16 protein-coding genes are annotated in these 20344 nt (G+C 45.4%); 15 read left to right on the plus strand and 1 reads right to left on the minus strand.

What is annotated here, in order from left to right:
* The 6 genes from D6855_RS07030 (at position 1) to D6855_RS07055 (ending at position 9526) form a co-directional block, all read left to right on the plus strand.
* Positions 1–699 (plus strand): MgtC/SapB family protein, encoded by a 699-nt coding sequence (locus D6855_RS07030; RefSeq protein WP_120739457.1) that lies wholly within the window; start codon positions 1–3, stop codon positions 697–699.
* Between the two features lie 149 nt (positions 700–848).
* A complete protein-coding gene (locus tag D6855_RS07035) occupies positions 849–2525 on the plus strand; it encodes a spermidine synthase (protein WP_120739459.1) in 1677 nt (558 codons plus the stop codon).
* A 92-nt stretch (positions 2526–2617) separates the two neighbouring features.
* Positions 2618–3001 carry a DUF6553 family protein gene (locus tag D6855_RS07040; RefSeq protein WP_120739461.1) on the plus strand — a complete coding sequence of 128 codons (384 nt, stop codon included), beginning with the start codon at positions 2618–2620 and terminating at the stop codon, positions 2999–3001.
* 60 nt (positions 3002–3061) lie between these two features.
* The gene (locus tag D6855_RS07045) at positions 3062–4921 is read left to right on the plus strand and encodes a diguanylate cyclase domain-containing protein (RefSeq protein WP_120739463.1); all 1860 of its coding nucleotides are present in this window, start codon (positions 3062–3064) and stop codon (positions 4919–4921) included.
* Positions 4914–7631, plus strand: a complete 2718-nt coding sequence (locus tag D6855_RS07050) for a translation factor GTPase family protein (RefSeq protein WP_120739465.1) — start codon at positions 4914–4916, stop codon at positions 7629–7631. Before D6855_RS07045 ends, D6855_RS07050 begins: the two co-directional genes overlap by 8 nt.
* 119 nt (positions 7632–7750) lie before the next feature.
* Positions 7751–9526 carry a methyl-accepting chemotaxis protein gene (locus tag D6855_RS07055; RefSeq protein ID WP_120739467.1) on the plus strand — a complete coding sequence of 592 codons (1776 nt, stop codon included), beginning with the start codon at positions 7751–7753 and terminating at the stop codon, positions 9524–9526.
* A gap of 85 nt (positions 9527–9611) precedes the next feature.
* On the opposite strand, the gene D6855_RS07060 is transcribed toward D6855_RS07055, so the two are convergent.
* Positions 9612–10757 (minus strand): glycoside hydrolase family 88/105 protein, encoded by a 1146-nt coding sequence (locus D6855_RS07060; RefSeq protein WP_120739469.1) that lies wholly within the window; start codon positions 10755–10757, stop codon positions 9612–9614.
* A 121-nt stretch (positions 10758–10878) separates the two neighbouring features.
* Between D6855_RS07060 and D6855_RS07065 the strand changes: the two genes are divergently transcribed.
* The 9 genes from D6855_RS07065 (at position 10879) to D6855_RS07105 (ending at position 20302) form a co-directional block, all read left to right on the plus strand.
* The gene (locus D6855_RS07065; protein ID WP_120739471.1) at positions 10879–12147 is read left to right on the plus strand and encodes a M18 family aminopeptidase; all 1269 of its coding nucleotides are present in this window, start codon (positions 10879–10881) and stop codon (positions 12145–12147) included.
* On the plus strand, positions 12147–13337 hold the full coding sequence (locus tag D6855_RS07070; protein ID WP_120739473.1) for an SseB family protein: 1191 nt from the start codon (positions 12147–12149) through the stop codon (positions 13335–13337). Before D6855_RS07065 ends, D6855_RS07070 begins: the two co-directional genes overlap by 1 nt.
* A gap of 127 nt (positions 13338–13464) precedes the next feature.
* Positions 13465–14364 (plus strand): chemotaxis protein CheX, encoded by a 900-nt coding sequence (locus D6855_RS07075; RefSeq protein ID WP_120739475.1) that lies wholly within the window; start codon positions 13465–13467, stop codon positions 14362–14364.
* A gap of 1 nt (position 14365) precedes the next feature.
* Positions 14366–14731, plus strand: a complete 366-nt coding sequence (locus D6855_RS07080; RefSeq protein WP_120739477.1) for a response regulator — start codon at positions 14366–14368, stop codon at positions 14729–14731.
* 96 nt (positions 14732–14827) lie between these two features.
* Positions 14828–15550, plus strand: coding sequence for an elongation factor P 5-aminopentanone reductase (gene ymfI, locus D6855_RS07085; protein WP_120739479.1), 723 nt, complete (start codon positions 14828–14830; stop codon positions 15548–15550).
* Between the two features lie 90 nt (positions 15551–15640).
* The gene (trxB, locus tag D6855_RS07090) at positions 15641–16579 is read left to right on the plus strand and encodes a thioredoxin-disulfide reductase (protein ID WP_120739481.1); all 939 of its coding nucleotides are present in this window, start codon (positions 15641–15643) and stop codon (positions 16577–16579) included.
* A gap of 83 nt (positions 16580–16662) precedes the next feature.
* Positions 16663–17985: a C40 family peptidase gene (locus tag D6855_RS07095; RefSeq protein ID WP_243111827.1), complete on the plus strand. Its 1323-nt coding sequence runs from the start codon at positions 16663–16665 to the stop codon at positions 17983–17985.
* Between the two features lie 390 nt (positions 17986–18375).
* Entirely contained in the window at positions 18376–18906 is a 531-nt protein-coding gene (gene hpf, locus D6855_RS07100) for a ribosome hibernation-promoting factor, HPF/YfiA family (RefSeq protein WP_120739483.1), read from the plus strand.
* A 205-nt stretch (positions 18907–19111) separates the two neighbouring features.
* A complete protein-coding gene (locus tag D6855_RS07105) occupies positions 19112–20302 on the plus strand; it encodes an acetyl-CoA C-acetyltransferase (protein WP_120739485.1) in 1191 nt (396 codons plus the stop codon).
* Positions 20303–20344 lie beyond the last annotated feature (42 nt).

Here is a 20344-nt window from a genome sequence, read left to right on the forward strand (position 1 = left end):
ATGACTTTTTATGATTTTATTGATTTCTTACAGTCAACTAACGATATCGCAGTTGCCATAAGACTTATAATGGCCACAGTATTCGGCGGTCTTGTAGGTTGGGAGAGAATCGTCACTCACCACAACGCAGGCATCAAGACTTTTGCACTGGTGAGTCTTGGCTCTGCAGTTGCTACGGTGCTCAATATCTACCTGGCGCTCCTTCCGGATCTGGCTGCGGATGTTAGCCGTATTCCTGCCGGCGTAGTAAGCGGTATTGGTTTCCTAGGCGCAGGTACCATCCTGGTTACTGGCAAGAAGCAGATCAAGGGTCTTTCAACAGCAGCAACCCTATGGGTTACATCCTGCATGGGAATGGCCATTGGAGGCGGTTATCTGGTAGTGGGAGTTTGTGCATTCCTCCTTATTGCATTTGCCAACGTTATCCTGCTGCAGATTTCTGACAGAGTTGAGAACAACAGCAAGTACATGAGCATCTACATTGAGGTTCCCAAGAACCGCGGTGTGAACAAGCTCACCAACGCCATCAACGAGCAGGGATTTACTATCATGAGTATGGAAAAGAGCAAAGAGAAGACCCTGCAGAGTTCGGATGCGGGACTTATCATCGACATTGCACTTGATAGGAAGAGATCCCACCACGAGCTCATAAGCATGTTCAATAACCTTGAATATGTTAACTATGTAGAAGAAGTTTGAAGTGTTTTTATATGGGGCCGGAGGCGTTTTGCCTTCGGCCTTTTTATGTGCATATTTTTCACAATAATTCACTTAATTTCTGCGCTCAAATCCTTTATAATACTTGTCAGTGGCGATTTTATTCGCATGTTGAAGGGACGGATTTTACTTTGAATAAGAAAAAGATACTTAGAAGCAAACTCTTTTTATACCTGACAGAGTTCTTTGCAGGTATGTCAGTTATGGCAGTCGAGCTGGGAGCCAGCAGACTTCTTGCGCCATACTTTAGTTCATCTCAGATCGTATGGACCATTATCATCGGAACCATCATGATAGCCATGGCCCTTGGAAATATCTACGGAGGAAGGAAAGCCGACAAGGACCCTGATCCTGCAGGGCTCTATAGAAGGATTCTTATTGCAGCCATCTGGATCGCCCTTATTCCGGTTCTTGGTAAGTACATAATCATCGGAATCTCCGCGGTTTTAGTTTTTGCAGTAAACAGCAATTTCCTCGTTATAGCTGCCTTTGCTGCATGCATGGTGGTGTTTGTGTTCCCTCTTTTCCTGCTTGGAACAGTTACACCAAGCCTTGCCAAGTACACAACGGATTCCCTGGAGGACAACGGAAGGATCATCGGAACCCTTGGAGCCTACAACACAGTGGGCAGCATCATCGGAACCTTCGTGCCAACCTTTGTGACAATCCCTGCGGTTGGTACAGCAGTTACATTCCTTATCTTTTCAGGAATCCTTATAGTTCTTTCTATTCTCTATTTTGTGAGCCCTTATGAAGACGGGGCAGCGTCAGCTCAGTCAGGAGGCAGCGCTAATGGAAAAAAATCCCTGGCCAAGGGTGACCTTAGAAGAATAATTGCAGGAGCGCTTATCTTTTTCCTGTGCGTCATCTTTGGCCATAACACAAGCTTTGCATTCTGGGAAAACGACTTAACCTTCGAGGGTGAGTCAGTTTACAACTATCTTCAGGTCAAGGAGACAGATAACAGCGTTATCCTCTCAACCAACGTTCTGTTTGGAGTTCAGTCCATCCTTATCAAGGACGGCGCCCTTACTGGAATGTACTACGATTATGCCATGGCAGCGCCCTATATGGCAGGCATCAAGGAAAAAGAGAAGTCTGGCGAAGAACTAAATCTTCTTATCCTTGGAATGGGTTCCGGAACCTATGCAACCCAGCTGTCCAGATACTTTGACAACATAACTGTTGAGGGTGTTGAGATCGACGATAAGATCACAGATCTTGCCCACAGATATTTCGAGCTTCCTGCAGAGACAAAAGTTACCACCTACGATGGCCGTGCTTATCTTGCAGCAATTGACGGACAGTACGACGTTATCATGGTGGACGCCTATCAGGACATCACCATTCCATTCCAGATGTCCTCTGTAGAGTTCTTTTCCATGGTAAAAGAGCACCTTGCTCCCGGAGGAGTTATGGTGGTAAACATGAACATGTACAGCGATGATCAGGAGGGCATCAACACATACCTTTCCGATACCATCAGCTCTGTATTTAGCGATGTAGTAACAGTCAAGGTTCCAAACTCCACAAACAGGGAGCTGTTTGCCACAGACGATCCATCATTTATGGTCAGGCTCTCTGAAAATGTTGCCATGGAAGACAATGAGACCTTGAGAGCTATGATGCAGAGGGTACTTGATACTTATGTAAGATACGAGAGCACAGGCCACATCATGACTGATGATAAGGCTCCGGTAGAACTTCTTGGAATGAGACAGATCGACTCCATCATCCAGAACGAAGTATCCTACTACCGCCATATTTATGAGACACAGGGCATTCAGGGATTATTAGAACTTCTTTGATAATCATACTTTGTGAATTCTTTGTTAAAGTACTATCAATTTGTGATTCGATGTAATATAATCATGATAATTAATTATCAATAGGAGATACAATGCAGGGTCAGAGTAGAGAAGCTATGGATAATAAATACAGGGAGCAGATGAAAGCCTGGATGATGATCCAGGTAATTGGTCAGACCAGCATCAACTTCCTTAATGTCAAAAAGCTTGCAAAAGAGATGAGACAGCACCTTGCAACTCTCCTAAACTGTGATATAGCAGAATTTGCAGATTATTTCATCGATTCCTGCAAGGATTCAAAATCTTACAGGGCAGCTATTTTTGGAACGATGACCATGAGCGATGAAGGGGCCAGAACAAGGCTTTTAGAGGATATCGACCAGGTTACAAAAACCATTCCGGAAAAGTTTGGACTAGAGGATTCTTTTGAACCAATCAGAATTGCTTTTTTAAATTCGTTAAATAGAGTACAATAATTCGTAGAGGTATTCGGAGTAAATATTGTTGCAAATCAACGCCCGTTTTGAGGAGATGCAATGATAAAGGATAAAAGGCTTGTAGCTTTATGTACATATAGAATCTATGATCCGGGAGAGTTTGCGTTCATTACTGAGCTGAACAGACTCTTCAGGGAGAATAATTGTGCCCTGTTTATCTATGCCTTGAATTCTGAGATTGGCAACAGTGGCAATGAAGTGGCTGAGACCGCTGTATTCGATATTATTCCCTATGACAGAACAGATGCGATAGTTATCCTTGATGAAAAGATCAAGAGTCATCAGGTTGCCCAGAGCATCATTGACAAGGCGGCAAAAAAAGAGGTCCCTGTCATTGTGGTGGATGGAAAATACGAAAATGTTTCCACTGTCTGCTTTGACTATGCCAAGGGCTTTGAAAATGTTGTAAGACACATGATCGAGCACCATGGGGCAAGGCGCCCTCACATGATGGCCGGCAAGAGGAACAATGTCTTTTCTGACGAGAGAATCGAGATATTCAAAAAAGTTCTTCGTGAAAATGACATCCCATTTGACCACAGCATGTTAAGCTATGGAGATTTCTGGGCTGCTCCTACAAGAACAGCTACAGTTCAGCTCCTTGAAAGGGACGAGCTTCCAGACGCAGTTATCTGCGCCAACGATATCATGGCCCTCAACGTTTCAGACGTGTTCATGGCAGCAGGAGTAAAGGTGCCAGAGGATGTTATCGTTTCAGGCTTTGACGGGATCGAGGAGTCATTTATCTCCAAACCTGGAATAACTACAGCCAAGTGTGACGGTACAGCCCTTGGCCAGGAGGTTATGAAGGTTTTAAACAGATTGTTTGCAGGTGAGAGAAACATAGATACTCTCATAGTTCCTGATTTTATAGCCAATGAGTCCTGCGGATGCCCAAGGAACACAGAGGTTACCTTCGACAGCATCTCAGCTCTTAACAACAACTTCTATCATCACCAGGATGATATCCATATGCTCCAGGAGATCACCTACAAGATCATGAATGACAAGGATATTCAGGGACAGATCCGTTTCCTGAAAAAGAGCCTTGCCCAGAATACATGCGTCGTTATTGAGGATTCCTGCTTTGACCTTGAGAAGAACTACTTCTTTGAGGATGTACCACACGGCAGCAGGATGGTTATTTACGATTCCTACAAGGAGACCGAGACTCCATATCGCTATGATCCCTATGAGATAGTGCCTCACCTTGAGCTCTTCATAAAGAGAGGCTTCCCTGTTATCTTCAATGGCCTTGAGTATATGAATAAGTCTCCGGGATTTGTGTGCTTCTCATATCCGGGAATCAATCTTATCGATTACACCCAGACTTCCAGCATTACCAACAGCATGGGAATGGCCATAGGTGGATATGTCACCAACAAGTATCAGAAGTACCTTAGGGACAAGCTTCAGGAGATGTACCAGATGGATGCCCTGACAGGACTTCTTAACAGGCTTGCCTTCATGGACAAGATGGCTGACATCCGCGAGAATCCTCATAACGTTGGCAGGAAGATCAACATAATAACTGCAGACTTAAACTCACTTAAGTGGATCAATGATAATTTAGGACACCTTGAAGGGGATAAGGCCATATCTGCTGTTGCCCACGCCCTCAGAGAGTCATGCCCTAAGGACGCTCTGTGCGTAAGAATGGGCGGCGATGAGATGTTCGCTTTCTTCTTTGGCGTCTATGATCTTGATAAGATCATGGCTGAAATTGATGAGAGGCTTGAGAAATCCTCCCAGGACTACGGCTACACAGTGTCTGCCAGCATGGGAACCTACGTCGCATTCTTTGACAAGGACCTTGATATGACTGAAGCATTTGAGAAAGCCGACGAAAAGATGTACGCCAACAAGAGGCGATATAAGGAAATGAAAGATAATGCCTAAGCATGTAACAATAGGAATTCTGGCCCACGTAGATGCAGGAAAGACCACTCTCTCGGAGGGGCTCCTGTATCTGTCCGGCGCCATCAGAAATATAGGAAGGGTGGACAAAGGTGACACCTTCCTCGACACATATGAACTTGAAAGAGCCCGTGGAATAACCATTTTTTCCAAAGAGGCTTCTTTTGATTACGGAGATTTTTCTTTTACCCTTCTGGACACCCCAGGACATGCGGACTTCTCACCGGAGATGGAGAGAACCCTGCAGGTGCTGGATCTGGCGATCCTTCTCATAAGCGCCGCCGACGGTGTCACAGGTCAGGCAAAGCTTCTGTTTAAACTTCTTGAACACTACAACGTTCCCACAATTATTTTCGTGAATAAGATGGACCAGCTTGGCAGCGATGCTGCTGCGGGAAAAGAGATCCTCTCTGCCCTTAAGTCTGGCCTTAGCCCTCACGTTGTGAGCATCCAGGATGGAATAGATGACGATGAGACCCAGGAAGAGCTGGCGGTTTGCGACGACGAGCTCCTAAGTGGCTTTTTCGATGGGAAAAGAGTCTCATCCGAGGATGTTAAGAATCTCGTGAACCACAGGAAGTGTTTCCCGGTTCTCTTTGGCTCTGCCCTTAAGATGGATGGGGTAAAAGAGCTGTTGGATGCCACATGCGAGGTTGTAAGGCCGGTTACCGAAATCCCGGCAGGCAGCGCTTCCATGCAGGCCCCGGCTTCGGCTGACGCTCCCTTTGGAGCCCGCATCTTTAAAATCAGCAGGGATGGAAGCGGAAACAGACTTACCCACATCAAGATAACAAGCGGAAAGCTCCGCATACGAGACCAGATCGGTGAAGAGAAGATCGATCAGATAAGAATTATTTCAGGCGAAAAGTTCCAGGCCATCCAGGAGGCAGAAGCCGGTCAGGTTGTGGCTGTACTTGGCCTGTCCGGAAGGCGCGCAGGAGAGGGACTTGGATGCCTTGAAGGTGACACCGTTTCTGAAGTGCTTCAGCCGATCCTCTCATCAGTCCTTATCCTTCCAGATGGCGCAGACCCATCTATTGTCTACAAAAACCTTAAGGCCTTAGAGGACGAAGAACCCATGCTCCTTGTTTCTTTTTCCGAGGAGACAAAAGAGATACAGCTTCAGCTCATGGGAGAGGTGCAAAAGGAGATCTTAACTCACCTTATTAAGACCAGGTTTGACCTTGATGTTAAGTTTGGAAAAGGAAACATAGTCTACAAGGAAACAATAGCAGGCCCTGTGGAGGGCGTTGGTCACTTTGAGCCCCTTCGCCATTACGCAGAGGTTCACCTTCTTCTTGAGCCATTAGAGCCGGGAAGCGGCCTTAAGTTTGAGGCTAACTGCAGCACAGACGATCTGTCTCTTAACTGGCAGAGGCTCATCCTTACTCACCTTGCAGAGAAAAAGCATCGCGGAGTCCTTACAGGATCTGAGATAACTGATATGAAGATCACAGTCATCGCCGGAAAGAGCCATGTGAAGCACACTGAGGGAGGCGATTTCAGACAGGCTACATACAGAGCAGTAAGACAGGGCCTTATGATGGCAAACTCCGTGCTTCTTGAGCCGGTCCTTGATTACAGGCTTGAGGTTCCGTCAGAGTATGTGGGAAGAGCTCTTACAGACATGCAGAGGATGAACGCCACAGTGACAGGACCTGAAATCGAGGGCAACATGTCAGTGGTTAAAGGCGTTGTACCTGCGGCATGCTTTGGTGACTATGCAGGAGATGTGGCGTCATATACCAAGGGCGAAGGCAGGATATTTACTACCCTTAGCGGCTATCAGCCCTGCCACAACGCAGAGGAAGTCATTACAGAAAGAGGCTATGATCCTACCCTTGACAGAGCCAATTCTCCCGACTCTGTATTTTGCATGCACGGCGCAGGAACCGTTGTGCCATGGGACCAGGTTAGATCCCACATGCACGTGGAGAGCGGATGGAACCCTGACACCCACCAGATAGAGACTGACCTTTCAGACAACATAGACATGGAGGCCTTAAAAGAACTCCAGAATAAGCTAAGAAACAAAGATACCGCCCAGAAGTCTTTTGCCGAAAGAGAAAGAGATCACCGCGCGGCAGAGGGCGAGCTCATGGCCATCTTCGAGAGAACCTATGGCGCAGTAAAGCCAAGGTACGTTGAGACAGAGACTGTCTACGAGGGCATGACCAAAGAGGAGAAGGAAGCAAGGCGCGACCACGAGGTAGAGCAGCAAAAGCGCGAGAAATATGAGAATGTTAAGCCGGCAGATGAGTACAAGGAATACCTTCTGGTGGACGGCTATAATATTATTTATGCATCAAAAGAGCTGTCAGACCTGGCAAAAACGGATCTTAAGGCTGCAAGAGACAGCCTTATCGACATGCTGATAAACTTCCAGGGATTTCGCAGAGAGCGCGTACTTCTTGTGTTTGACGCATATAAGGTCCCTGGCGGAAAAGAGCATGTGGAAGACAACAGCGGACTTTTGATTATTTATACAAAAGAGGCTGAAACAGCGGATCAGTACATAGAAAAGGCTGCCCATGAGATCAGCAAAAAATACAAGGTTACAGTGGCTACTTCCGATGCCATTGAGCAGGTGATAGTTATGGGAGCTGGCGCAATAAGGCTCTCTGCCCGTGATTTCCTAGAAGAGATAGAGAGAACCAAGGAACTTATCCGTGAAAGGATAGATAAACACTAAGCGTGATAAAGTAATAACAAATTATCTAAAAAAAGTATAAATTTTCGCAATTTTATACACTTTTTGTTCTGAAACCCAATATAATATTAGTACGGGATTCGGAATAAGGAGGTATACAAATGAAGCAGAAAAGCGGATTTAAGGCGCCACTTGGCATTTTACTTATTGGTATTACTGCAGTACTGGTATTGGCTCAGTGTCTTAGTATTGGAATAAACAGCAGCAAGATGAAAAAACTCCAAAAACAAGACGAAGAGCTTTACTATGACATGCTGTATACCATCAGTACAGCTCTTTTAAATGCAGACAGAGACCTGTATCAGGCTCAGTCAGCTGCACTTCACCTAAATGCTTATGCTCAGTACCTGCCAGAGGAGATGATAAAGGGCCACATTCAGGATTACTATGACAACTGTGATCAGGCTTATGAGAGAGTTACATTGGCTGCACAGCTTGCCAAGACCAATGATGACCTTTATACAGAGCATACAACTGCTGATGGAAAGACTTTCGCAGATATCTATCCATCCTTTGATGCTCAGTTCAATAAGTGGAAATCACTTTATAACGTAGATACAAACGAAGGCGATATCGAAGCCTTTGACATGGAGTTCTCAACAACCAGAGATTATATCAGTGATATGACTGATATCGTTGAGGATTGGGCTAACCACGAGAGAGAAGAGAACAACGAAGCAATAAGCAAGAGCATATTGGTTAATGTATTGATCTTCTGCATTTTGGCAGCAGTTCTTTTCATAGCAACAATCATTATCATCCTTGCTATCATCAGAACTCTCAACAAGATGTCAGCAGATGTTAAGAGAATTTCAGAAGGTGACTTCGTAACCAAGATCAAGGCACAGAGTATCATCGTAGAATTCCAGAACATCCTGGAAGGCTTAGAGTCCATGAGACATGAGCTTAGAAATGCCCTTGTAAAGGTTATCGACCACGCTGATACAGTTAATACCAAGGCAGAACTTGCCAAGGATTCCATTTCAAGTTCTCAGAAGACAACTACAGACATCAGCTCTGCAGTTAACGACCTGGCAACGGGCGCAACAGCAATGGCTGAGGATGTACAGAGCACATCTTCTGTAACAGTTAACATGGGATCTTCAGTAGATAACGTTCTTGATTCAGCTAACTCTAACCTTGAGAGAGGCCGCAAGGTTTACAGCGAGTCCACTAAGGTTAAGGATCAGCTTGAACAGATCAAGGAACAGGATCAGAAGAACGACGAGATGGCTACTCAGGTTGCAGAGTCAGTTAATGAGACTGCAGCAGTTGTTGCTCAGATCACAACAGCAGCAGAGTCCATCATCTCCATCGCAAGCCAGACCAACCTCCTTGCTCTTAACGCATCTATCGAGGCTGCAAGAGCTGGTGAAGCAGGTAAGGGCTTCGCAGTAGTTGCTGATAACATCAAAGACCTTGCTGGTGATACCAATAACCTCGCGGGTGAGATCACCAACATGCTTTCAACAATTACTGATTACTCCGACAAGAACAAAGAGCTCACAGAGGCTATTAAGGAAGCTATCACCAATGAGACCGCAGCTCTTGAAGAGATGAGTGAGTCCTTCGGGCAGATGCTTGAACTCCTTAGAGAAACTGAGGAAGGTAACAAGCAGATCGTTGATCTTGTTGAGACAATGAACTCCGACAAGGAGAACATCCTTAATTCCGTTGAATCTCTTTCAAGTATTTCCGAGGAGAACGCCGCATCAACACAGGAGACAAGCGCATCTCTCATGCAGCTTGATACCAACATGGAATCTGTTGTTGAGCAGGCTAAGGATCTTCAGAGGATCGCTGAAGAGCTTACAGCAAATGTTAAGTACTTCAAGGTTGAGCTTCCTGCAGGCGAGACAGCTCCTGAAGAGGAATAATCATACTAACAACAAGGCCTGGGGCATGTTAAATGCCTCAGGCCATTTTTATGCTCTGGGAAAAGAGCTATATTCTGAATGTAATTTATTTGTTTCTACGAAGGATCTCGGTGTAGGCAAGGATAAGAGGAGCAACGCCCTTGGCCTCGTTCTCAACTACAGGTTCTGAGAAGTAGTACTCAAGGGATCCGTCTCTGTGCTGTGCTCCGCCAAGACCTGCCACAAGGCAGATACCGCCAAGCTGTGGTGAACCGTCTTCGTTTCTTGAAAGGTATTTATTGGTAATGCCATCAAATGCCTTCATGGCTACTTCTTCAAATCTCTTTGGAATATATCCAAGTCTAACGCCCTTTAAAAGCCCGTAGGCGATAAGTGCTGTTCCTGAGGTCTCAAGATAGTTTCTCTCATCGTCCTTTTTATCAACAATCTGGTAGAACATTCCGCTCTCGTCCTGGAAAGGAATAAGGGCGTTTGCCAGGTTCTCAAGCATTGTCTGAAGATATCTGTACTCGTAGTACATGGACTCATCCATGGCTTCTGCCGTATCAACTAAGGCTACAGTGAACCATCCAAGGGCTCTTAGCCAAAAGTTAGGGGAAAGACCAGTCTCTTTATCTGCCCAGTACATATCCCTGCTCTCGTCGTATCCGTGGAAGTAAAGGCCGGTTTTTGCATCCTTCATGAGAGCTTCGACGTTTTTGAACTGATTGAATGAATCAAGACAGCCCTGCATCTTGTTGTAGCGCTTCTCGTACTCCATGTAGAAGGGCTGTGCCATGTACATGCCATCGAGCCATACCTGGTATGGATAGATGTTCTTGTGCCAGAAGTTTCCAGCCTTGGTCCTTGGCATAGTCTCAAGCTGGCCTCTTGCTGTATCCATGGCCTTTCTGTATTTCTCTTTTCCAGTAAGATCGTAGAGCTTGAACAGGTTCTTGCTGGGATTGATGTTGTCCAGATTGTATTCCTGTGGGTCATATGTCTTGATGGAGCCGTCCTCCTGCACAAACCAGGACACGAAAGAGTCTGCAAAATCGAGATATTTCTTTTCCCCGGTCATCTCGTAGAGAGAAAGAACAGCAGTGATCATGCAGCCGTCGATGTAGTTCCAGGTGTTGGCCTTGCCCTGAAGGATCTTTTCTTTGTTCCAGAATGGGTGCTCGGCGTCTGATTTCTCTAAGAGATAATCAACGTATTCCGAAAGCATCTGGTAGGTTTCTTGTCTTGTCATGAGGAGTCTCCGTATCTTTTTTATAGAGGTTTTTACAAAAGATGGTGCAAAATGTAAGTGCTTACATTTTAACATATCATTGGAAAATATGGTATACTAATTTTTCAGCGAGGTGGCAAAAATGAAAGAAAATATAACTAAGAAAATGCTTGATTTTATCGACGCTTCACCAACAGCTTTTCACGTTGTTGATAACATCAAGACAGAACTTTTGAAAAAGAAATTTACAGAGCTTAAAGAGACTGAGGTTTGGAGCCTTAAACCAGGTAATTACTTTGTTACAAGAAACGACTCCGCCATTATCTCTTTTAAGGTACCTAAAAAGGACTTTAAGGGCTTTCACATGATCGCATCCCACAGCGATTCACCTTCCTTCAAGGTCAAGGAGAATCCTGAGATGGCTGCATGCGGAGCCTATGTGAAATTGAATGTTGAGAAATACGGCGGAATGTTGTGCGCTGAGTGGTTTGACAGACCTCTCTCCGTGGCAGGAAGACTTGTTGTGGACAAAAAGGGCAAGACGGAAAGCGTGCTGGTTAATGTAGACAGAGATCTTTTAATGCTCCCTGCGCTTGCTATCCACATGGACAGAGAAGCCAACGACGGACACAAGTACAACGCCCAGACAGACATGCTCCCACTTTTTGGAGATGAGAAGAGCGAGGGCAAGTTCTTTGATATCGTTGCAAAGGCAGCAGGAGTCAACAAAAAAGATATCTTGAGCCACGACCTGTTTTTATACAACAGGTTTAAGCCCACATTCTGGGGCGCTAACGAGGAGTATATCTCAAGTTCAAGGCTTGATGATCAGGAGTGCGTATTCTCAAGCCTGTTTGGTTTCCTTAATGCCAAGCCTGTAGATTATGTATCAATGCATCTTGTTTTTGACAACGAGGAAGTTGGAAGCACAACCAAGCAGGGCGCAGCTTCATCTTTCCTTAAGGATACCCTTGAGAGGATCAACGACGGTCTTGGCCGCAGCAGGCAGCAGTACCTTGCAGCGATCGCAGACAGCTTCATGATCTCTGCTGACAACGCCCACGCTGTTCACCCTAACTATCAGGACAAGGCAGACCCTGTAAACAGGCCTGTTATGAATAAGGGCATCGTTATCAAGTATAATGCCAACCAGAAGTACACAACAGACGGAGTTTCCGCTGCACAGTTCAAGCTCCTTTGCAAGGAGGCGGGAGTTCCTTTCCAGACCTTTACAAACAGGTCTGATATGCCTGGCGGATCAACCCTGGGTAACATCTCTACAACACAGGTTTCAGTAAACACTGTGGATATCGGTCTTGCACAGCTTGCAATGCACTCACCTTACGAGCACGCAGGCAGCAAGGACCCTGAGTACCTTGCCAAAGTGGCAGAAGTTTTTTGGAGGAAGTAATGGGATTATTTGATATATTTGGGGGCAAGAAAAACGAGGCACTTGCTGAGCAGGAAAGAGAGCAGGCCCTGGCAGCCCAGAAGGAGCAGGCGCTTGAAGAAGTAAAGGCTGCTCACGAAGGCCTTGAATGGCCGGTTATTGGAAGGCTTAACCCTGTAAACATCAAGGGCGCTGAGGATTCTGTAATGAAGGAGACTGTATCCGAGGACAGGAAGGACGCAGTCGGAGAGATGATCTACGAAGAGGAGATTTCTCCAGATTCCCTTAAGTTCTTATCTTCTCAGGAGCTGTTATTTCTTTTGACTGCTCTTGAAAAGTTCCACAAGCATTCACCACTTCCAGGGTTTGAGGCAAACCACAGGAAGGTTTACAACGTGGTTTTAGACCGCATCAGAGACGCAGAGTATCTGTATGTGCTCTACGATCTGGCTACAGGATATCCATTCATCGACCACGGTTTTGGATGTATCTATTTTGAGAAGGAACTTGCAGAGGAGGCAGCAGCTCTTTTCGCCAAGCAGTACAGAAAGCTGGCGGTAAAAGAGTGCCTTGTTGAGGATAAACAGAACCACAACAAGGTGGGATTCTTTGATTTCCTGTACTACATCGGAATTGAGAACCTTATTATCGACAACGGCGCTTACAGAGCAAGGTTTAAGAGAAATGAGATCGTTGCAGCTCCTGGCGACTGGGGCGGCGACAAGAAGATGATGCCAAGTAATCCGGCTCTCAACTTCGCAATGATGGACTGTTTAGCAGAGAGAAAGTGGCCTGTTAATTACGAAAAGAGAGACGAGGTCATTAAGGCCAAGGAGATGAGGATGTTCACCCTCATGAGAAATGGCCGGTTTATCCTGCCAATGAAGCACGAGGGACCAGCTGAGGTTATGGAGGATGGCAGGATCAAGATCGGCAAGGACTCCAAGATCGAGTTCCTTATCCTTAAGACTCCGGATGGCAAGCAGTTCCTGCCTGTTTACACTGATGGCTTTGAGTTTGCCAAAGTAAACAAGGGCAAGGAGTGGAATGCAGGAGTGTTCAGATTCCAGGACCTCATCAGATTTGTTGGTGACAGGGACGGAGTGACCTTCAACCCGGATGGACACAGGATCATCATGAACAAGCAGCAGCTGATGGTTATTGAGGCCGCAGCGCAGCAGGCTGACGCATTAAAGGCCAAGAAGAGCTGAAGTGTCCTGGCGTTCACCCTTTGACTGACAATTAAACTTGTTTGTGTACGTAATTTAGATTAAAATTGATATATAGCGTAATTATCTTTTACCCGGTGATCATGGAATGTGAAGGAGCAAGAGATATATGTTAGATCGACTGATGGGATCTTATCTCATTGAACAGGGAATGCTGACCAAGCAGCAGCTTCTTGAGGCATACAAGTATCAGGAAGCAAGTCGCGCCAAGCTTGGCGTAATTGCTGTGGTCGAAAAGCTCATGAATATTGCCCAGGCAGAACAGGTCAATACTCTCCAGGCCTCCATGGACAAGCGCTTTGGCGATATCGCCATTGAGAAGGGGTATCTTACTGAAGCCCAGGTCGCAAGGCTTCTTGAACTTCAGGGCAATGCTTATCTGATTTTCCTTCAGGCTATCGTGGATCTGGGATTTTTGAGCATGCAGCAGCTCGAGGAAGCTGAGAAACAGTATCAGAGCCTTCATGGCTTTACCGAGAGCGATATGGCGGCCCTTAAGACCGGAGATGTTGAACAGGCAGTTCCTATTTTCCTTGATACCGACGAGCAGCTGTTTAAGGATATACTCGCCATGGGCGTCAAGAACATGTATCGTCTCGTGGATAATCACGTATTCATTGGAAAAGCGTATACCGCTAGAGTTCTTAAAGACGAGGTTCTTGGCTATCAGAAGATCCACGGTGACCAGAACGCAGTTGTGGCAATTTCCGGCAGATATGACGATGTCAGGAAGATGGCCATTGCCTATACCAAGGAAGAATTTATTGAGACAAAAGAGGACGCTCTTGACGCGGTTTGTGAGCTTATAAACTGTATCAACGGCCTTTATGCTACTGAACAGAGCAAAGCGGACGTAAAGATTGAACTGGAACCACCTAATTTCTCCGTCAACTTTGCAGAGGCAACCAGCGAAGAAATGATCGTTTTACCTGTCTACATCCGTGGCGGTGAGATCAAGTATATTATTGCAGTATCCAAGGACTTTGTAGTAGGCGGACAGGGGGCATAAGATGAGCAGCAGCGTTTTAATTGTAGATGACTCAAGAACTTCACGCAGAATATTGAAGGATATAGTGGACAGAGCCGGCTATAAGGTAGCGGGCGAAGCCATAAACGGCAAAGAGGGCGTGGCATACTATGTAAAGTTCAAGCCCGACATTGTTACCATGGACATCACTATGCCTGAGATGGACGGCATTGAGGCTCTTCGCCAGATAAAAAGAGAAAATCCAGACGCCAAGGTTATCATGATCACGGCAGCTGGCCAGAAGGACAAGATGATGGAGGCTGTTAAGCTGGGAGCTGCAGAATTCATCTCAAAACCCTTCGTTGAGGAGACTGTTTTGGAGGCGCTCAAGCACTGCGCACAGTCATGAAGATAAATATCTGAATTTTCGCCGGGGGCTTTTGTCCCCGGCTTTTTTTCGCTATAATTTCTATTGTGTTTTCTATTTATATAGAAGGAGTCATTTATGAAAAGAAAAGTTCTCATAACCGGGGCTTCCAGAGGAATTGGAAGGGCAATCGCAATCTCTTTTGCCAAAGAAGGAGACGACCTGTTCCTGACCTGCAAGGACAATATCGGGATGCTGACGGAACTTAAAGAGGAACTTGAGGAAGAATGTGGTATTTCCTGTAAGGTTTTTGCCTGCGACATGTCTGACTATGCCCAGGTAAAAGAGCTTTCGGAGAAAGTGGGAGATATCGACATCCTTATAAATAATGCAGGAATCTCCTGGATGGGACTTCTGACGGACATGGAGGCCTCTGACTGGGAGAATGTAATAGGAAGTAACCTTAGCAGTGTGTTCTTCACCTGCAGGCTCTTTGTGCCTTCAATGGTGAAAAAACAGAGCGGCAGGATCATAAATATCTCCTCAGTATGGGGAAATGTGGGAGCATCCTGTGAGGTTGCTTATTCAGCTTCAAAGGGCGGAGTAAACTCTTTTACCAAAGCTCTTGCCAAGGAGCTGGCGCCAAGTAATATTCAGGTCAACGCCATTGCCTGCGGAGTTATCGATACGGACATGAACAGACAGCACCTTACAGAGGGAGATCTTCAGGAGCTTGAAGATGAGATTCCATCTGGCAGAATGGGAGATCCAGAGGAGGTTGCAGATCTGGTCCTTCGGGTGAGTGAAGCGCCTTCCTATCTTACAGGACAGGTAATAACCTTAGATGGCGGCTGGATTTAAACGAATTTTGAAAAAAGTTCTTTACAAAAAATAGAAATGTGGTACTATTCAATTGTACACAATCTAATTTACAAATGAGGAGGTAACATTATGTACGATCTTATTATCATAGGTTCAGGCCCTGCAGGTCTTTCAGCAGCTGTTTACGCTAAGCGCGCAGGTCTCAACATGCTTGTTATAGAGAAAAATCCAGTGAGCGGTGGTCAGATCATCGACACATACGAGGTTGATAACTACCTTGGAATCCCAGGAGTTAACGGCTTTGACCTTGCAATGAAGTTCAGGGAGCACGCTGATAAGCTTGGCGCTGAGTTCGCTGATGCAACAGTTACTTCTATTGTATGTAAGGAAGAGGGAAGTGACACCAAGGCTCCTGTATTTACAGTTGTTACAGATGCTGGAGAGTATGACACTCACACTGTTCTTCTTGCAACAGGTGCTCATCACTCCAAGCTTGGCATTCCAGGTGAAGAGGAGTACATCGGAAAGGGCGTTTCTTACTGCGCAACCTGCGATGGCGCTTTCTACAAGGGCAAGGTTACAGCAGTTAACGGCGGCGGAGACGTGGCTGTTGAGGATGCAATCTTCCTTGCAAGATTCTGTGAGAAGGTTTACCTCATTCACAGAAGAGATGAACTCAGAGCAACAAAGGTGCTTCAGGATGAGCTCTTTGCCCTTCCAAACGTGGAAGTTATCTGGGACAGCGTTGTAAAAGAGATCAAGGGTGAGGACAAGGTTACTACCCTTAAAATAGAAAATGTTAAGAAAAGTGAAGAGAGTGATCTTAATGTTGATGGCATCTTTGTGGCCATCGGAATCCACCCTTCAACAGACCTTTTCGCAAGCTTTGTAAAGTGCGACGAAGGTGGGTATGTAATTGCAGGTGAAGATGGCGCAACCTCAGTACCTGGCGTATTTGTAGCAGGTGACTCCAGGAAAAAACGCTTAAGACAGATAGTTACAGCCGTGGCAGATGGCGCAAATGCGGTAACTTCGGTACAGGATTTCATGGTCGGAAAGTCCAAATAAGTAAATTTAAGTTGACAAAGGGATGATTTTGGCGTATATTTTTTAAAAGATGTAACAAATTCGTAACATTTTGGAGGTTCGTTTTGAAAAAGCCATTTATGCAGCTTGCTGCTTTATCTATGGTAGCTGCAATGACATTCACAAACCTGGACATAGTCGCTTATGCGTCAACTAATAAAGTAACCAGCGTAATGCCACAGGCAGGTTTCACCTATGCACTTGGCAACAATCAGGTATCTCTTTCAGGGCTTCAGGAGTCTGTAGAGACTGAGAAGATTGAGTCAGAAGAGGCTTCATCAAGTATCAGCAAGACTACAGCAGAGGCTGCTGGTTCAGAAGAGACCGTTACTAATGTAACACCACTTGCTTCAACAGTTACAGACAGTATTCTTGCAAATATCCAGAGCGCTACAGGCTCTGTCATCAAGAACTCAGATATAGCCAAGGAAGTTGAACAGGACTCAGAGGAAGAACTCTTTAAGACTCTGGTAATCGCCAAGGTTCATGACTACGTTAACGTAAGAGATCTTCCAAGTGAAGAGGACGGCGAGATCATTGGTAAGCTCTATGACAAGTCTGTTGGTACTTACATTGAGGAAGACAACGGCTGGTACAAGATCAAGTCAGGATCCGTAGAGGGTTACGTTAAGGCGGAGTACTGTGTAACAGGTGATGACGCTGTTGACCTTGCCAAGGAAGTTGGTACAAGGATCGCTACAGTTACTACAACAACTCTTAAAGTTAGAGGAGGCCCAAGCCTTGATGATGAGGTTCTTGGTCTCGTTCCTATAGAGGATCAGCTGGTAGTTGAGGAAGAGCTTGACGGATGGGTTAAGGTTAGTATCGAGGAAGGTGATGGTTATGTATCACTTGACTACGTAACACTTTCAACAGAGTTCGTTAAGGCTGAGTCCAAGGCAGAAGAGGAAGCACGTCTTGCAAAAGAGAGAGCTGCAAGAGAAGCTGCTAACAAGGCTGCTAAGGCTAATACTTCTACCCAGAAGTCCAGCTCAGGATCTACAAGCTACAACGCAGCAAGCTCCTACACAACAGCTACAAGCTCAATTGGTAGCGCTGTTGCTCAGTTTGCTCAGCAGTTCGTTGGTAACCCATATGTATATGGTGGAACATCACTTACTAACGGTGCTGACTGCTCAGGTTTCGTAATGAGCGTATACTCAAACTTCGGTGTAAGTCTTCCACACTCATCTGGTGCAGACAGAAGTGTTGGTGCAGCAGTTGATGGACTTGCCAATGCACAGCCTGGTGATATTGTATGTTACTCTGGTCACGTTGCTATCTACATTGGTGGTGGACAGATCGTACATGCTTCTACAGCTAAGACTGGTATCAAGATTTCAGATGCTAATTACAGAACAGTTCTTGCTGTTAGAAGAATCTTCTAAAGCTAATAGAAAGCTATATCAAGCCAGCTTGATATAGCTTTCTTTATTTCTTCCTGCGCGCCTCACTGCAAGCGCATTTTCTCCTATTTGCACATGAAATGATTTGTCAACAGAAAACGTTTAAATTTTCAAAAAAAGTTATCCACAATTCCAACATAAAAAATGGCTATTTTTCGACTTATACACGAAGTTATCCACATTGTCCACAAAAAATGGAGAGGAAACTGAGTTTTGCACAATAGAAAGCAAGAGATATTTTTTGTGCACTTTTAACAAAAAGTGGTGTTGGTGAAAAAGAAAGTAACTCAATTTCTCTAATAGCACCTAGAAAATGGTATAATTATCTCAAACATAAACGTCTTTCTAAGACGCAGTAAAGGGGATGATTGCATGAAATTTACTATCGTAGGCAAGAACATTGATGTAACACCCGGATTGAAGGCAGCTGTAGAGGAGAAGATCGGTAAACTGGAGAAGTACTTTACCCCTGATACAAATGCCGACGTAACACTCAGTGTGGAAAAGGAGAGACACAAGATAGAGGTTACAATACCTGTTAAGGGCAAGATCATTCGTGCTGAGCAGGTTAGCAATGACATGTATGTTTCTGTAGACCTTGTAGAAGAGGTTATCGAGAGACAGCTCAAGAAGTATAAGAGTAAACTCGTAGACAAGCAGCAGGCTGAGGCCAGCAACTTCAAGAAGGAATATATCGAGACCGACTATATGGACGATGAGGATATCCGCATCGAGCGTATGAAGAAGTTCGATCCCAAGCCAATGTATGCTGAGGATGCCTGTGTTCAGATGGAACTTCTTGGTCACAACTTCTTCGTCTTTGTAAATGCAGAGACAGACCAGGTCAATGTGGTTTACAAGAGAAAGGGAAACACATACGGACTTATCGAACCAGAAGTTTGATAAAGTGCACAGTTATCTGCGTTAATTAAATATCAATTCATAGATTTTTAATAAAATAGCTCCCGAGAGGGGGCTATTTTTGTTGCATTTGCCTAAGCGCTGTGCTACAATAAAACTGTTCTGACAAAAATTTATCAATCAGAATGAGGAGAGGTTTTTACAAGTAGAAATGGGCGTTTGCCCAACAAAATGGAGGTAATACAATATGGCACAGAAAGTAGTTATTGCTGGCGCAGTTAGAACTGCAATTGGCAAAATGGGTGGAGCACTTTCAAATACTCCAGCTGCAGAGCTTGGCTCAATCGTTATCAAAGAGGCACTTAATCGTGCAGGCGTTAAGCCAGAACAGGTTGATGAAGTTCTTATGGGATGCGTTATCCAGGCTGGTCTTGGACAGAACGTAGCAAGACAGGCATCAATCAAGGCAGGTGTTCCAAATGAGGTCCCTGCAGTTACAATCAACGTAGTTTGCGGCTCTGGTCTTAACTGTGTCAATATGGCAGCTGACCTCATCAAGGCAGGCGAGGCTGACATCGTTGTAGCAGGTGGTATGGAGAACATGTCAATGGCTCCTTACGCACTTCCAAATGCGCGTTTCGGATATCGTATGAACAACGGAATAGTTGTAGATACAATGGTAAACGACGCTCTTACAGATGCATTCAATCATTATCACATGATGATCACAGCAGAGAATATCTGCGATAGATGGAACCTTACAAGAGAAGAGCTCGACGAGTTCTCAGCTAATTCTCAGCAGAAGTGCGAGAAAGCTATGGCTGAAGGCAAGTTCAACGACGAGATCGTTCCTGTTCCTGTAAAGGTTAAGAAGGAAATGGTAGAGTTCAAGGTTGATGAGGGTCCTCGTGCTGGCACAACTGTTGAGACTCTTTCAAAGCTTAAATGCTGCTCTGGTAAAGAGGGCGGACTTGTTACAGCTGGTAACGCATCAGGTATCAACGATGGTGCTGCTGCAGTAGTTGTAATGAGCGAAGAGAAGGCTAAGGAGCTTGGCATCAAGCCTATGGCTACATGGGTTGGCGGAGCACTTGCTGGTGTAGAGCCTGAGGTAATGGGAATTGGTCCTGTTGCAGCTACTAAGAAGGTTCTTAAGAAGACAGGTCTTGACCTTAAGGATATCGACCTTGTAGAGGCTAACGAGGCATTCGCAGCTCAGTCAGTTGCAGTTGCTAAGGATCTTGGCTTCGATATGAGCAAGGTTAACGTAAATGGTGGTGCTATTGCACTTGGACACCCTGTTGGAGCATCAGGATGCCGTATTCTTGTTACACTTCTTCATGAGATGGCAAGAAGAGACGACGCTAAGAAGGGTCTTGCAACTCTTTGCATCGGCGGCGGAATGGGCTGCGCTACAATTGTAGAGAAGTATGAGTGATAAATGGATTTAAACTGAAGCAGTCTGTTGTGCTAGCACAAA

Origin of the sequence: Butyrivibrio sp. CB08 (genome assembly GCF_003625485.1) — a bacterium.
Classification (GTDB): domain Bacteria; phylum Bacillota; class Clostridia; order Lachnospirales; family Lachnospiraceae; genus Butyrivibrio.

Coding starts and splice junctions, on each gene's coding strand:
- D6855_RS07060 (WP_120739469.1), bottom strand. CDS start 10,757: ATGACAAGACAAGAAACCTACCAGATGCTTTCGGAATACGTTGATTAT.
- D6855_RS07105 (WP_120739485.1), top strand. CDS start 19,112: ATGGCACAGAAAGTAGTTATTGCTGGCGCAGTTAGAACTGCAATTGGC.
- D6855_RS07055 (WP_120739467.1), top strand. CDS start 7,751: ATGAAGCAGAAAAGCGGATTTAAGGCGCCACTTGGCATTTTACTTATT.
- D6855_RS07030 (WP_120739457.1), top strand. CDS start 1: ATGACTTTTTATGATTTTATTGATTTCTTACAGTCAACTAACGATATC.
- D6855_RS07045 (WP_120739463.1), top strand. CDS start 3,062: ATGATAAAGGATAAAAGGCTTGTAGCTTTATGTACATATAGAATCTAT.
- D6855_RS07070 (WP_120739473.1), top strand. CDS start 12,147: ATGGGATTATTTGATATATTTGGGGGCAAGAAAAACGAGGCACTTGCT.
- D6855_RS07065 (WP_120739471.1), top strand. CDS start 10,879: ATGAAAGAAAATATAACTAAGAAAATGCTTGATTTTATCGACGCTTCA.
- D6855_RS07075 (WP_120739475.1), top strand. CDS start 13,465: ATGTTAGATCGACTGATGGGATCTTATCTCATTGAACAGGGAATGCTG.
- D6855_RS07050 (WP_120739465.1), top strand. CDS start 4,914: ATGCCTAAGCATGTAACAATAGGAATTCTGGCCCACGTAGATGCAGGA.
- hpf (WP_120739483.1), top strand. CDS start 18,376: ATGAAATTTACTATCGTAGGCAAGAACATTGATGTAACACCCGGATTG.
- trxB (WP_120739481.1), top strand. CDS start 15,641: ATGTACGATCTTATTATCATAGGTTCAGGCCCTGCAGGTCTTTCAGCA.
- ymfI (WP_120739479.1), top strand. CDS start 14,828: ATGAAAAGAAAAGTTCTCATAACCGGGGCTTCCAGAGGAATTGGAAGG.
- D6855_RS07080 (WP_120739477.1), top strand. CDS start 14,366: ATGAGCAGCAGCGTTTTAATTGTAGATGACTCAAGAACTTCACGCAGA.
- D6855_RS07040 (WP_120739461.1), top strand. CDS start 2,618: ATGCAGGGTCAGAGTAGAGAAGCTATGGATAATAAATACAGGGAGCAG.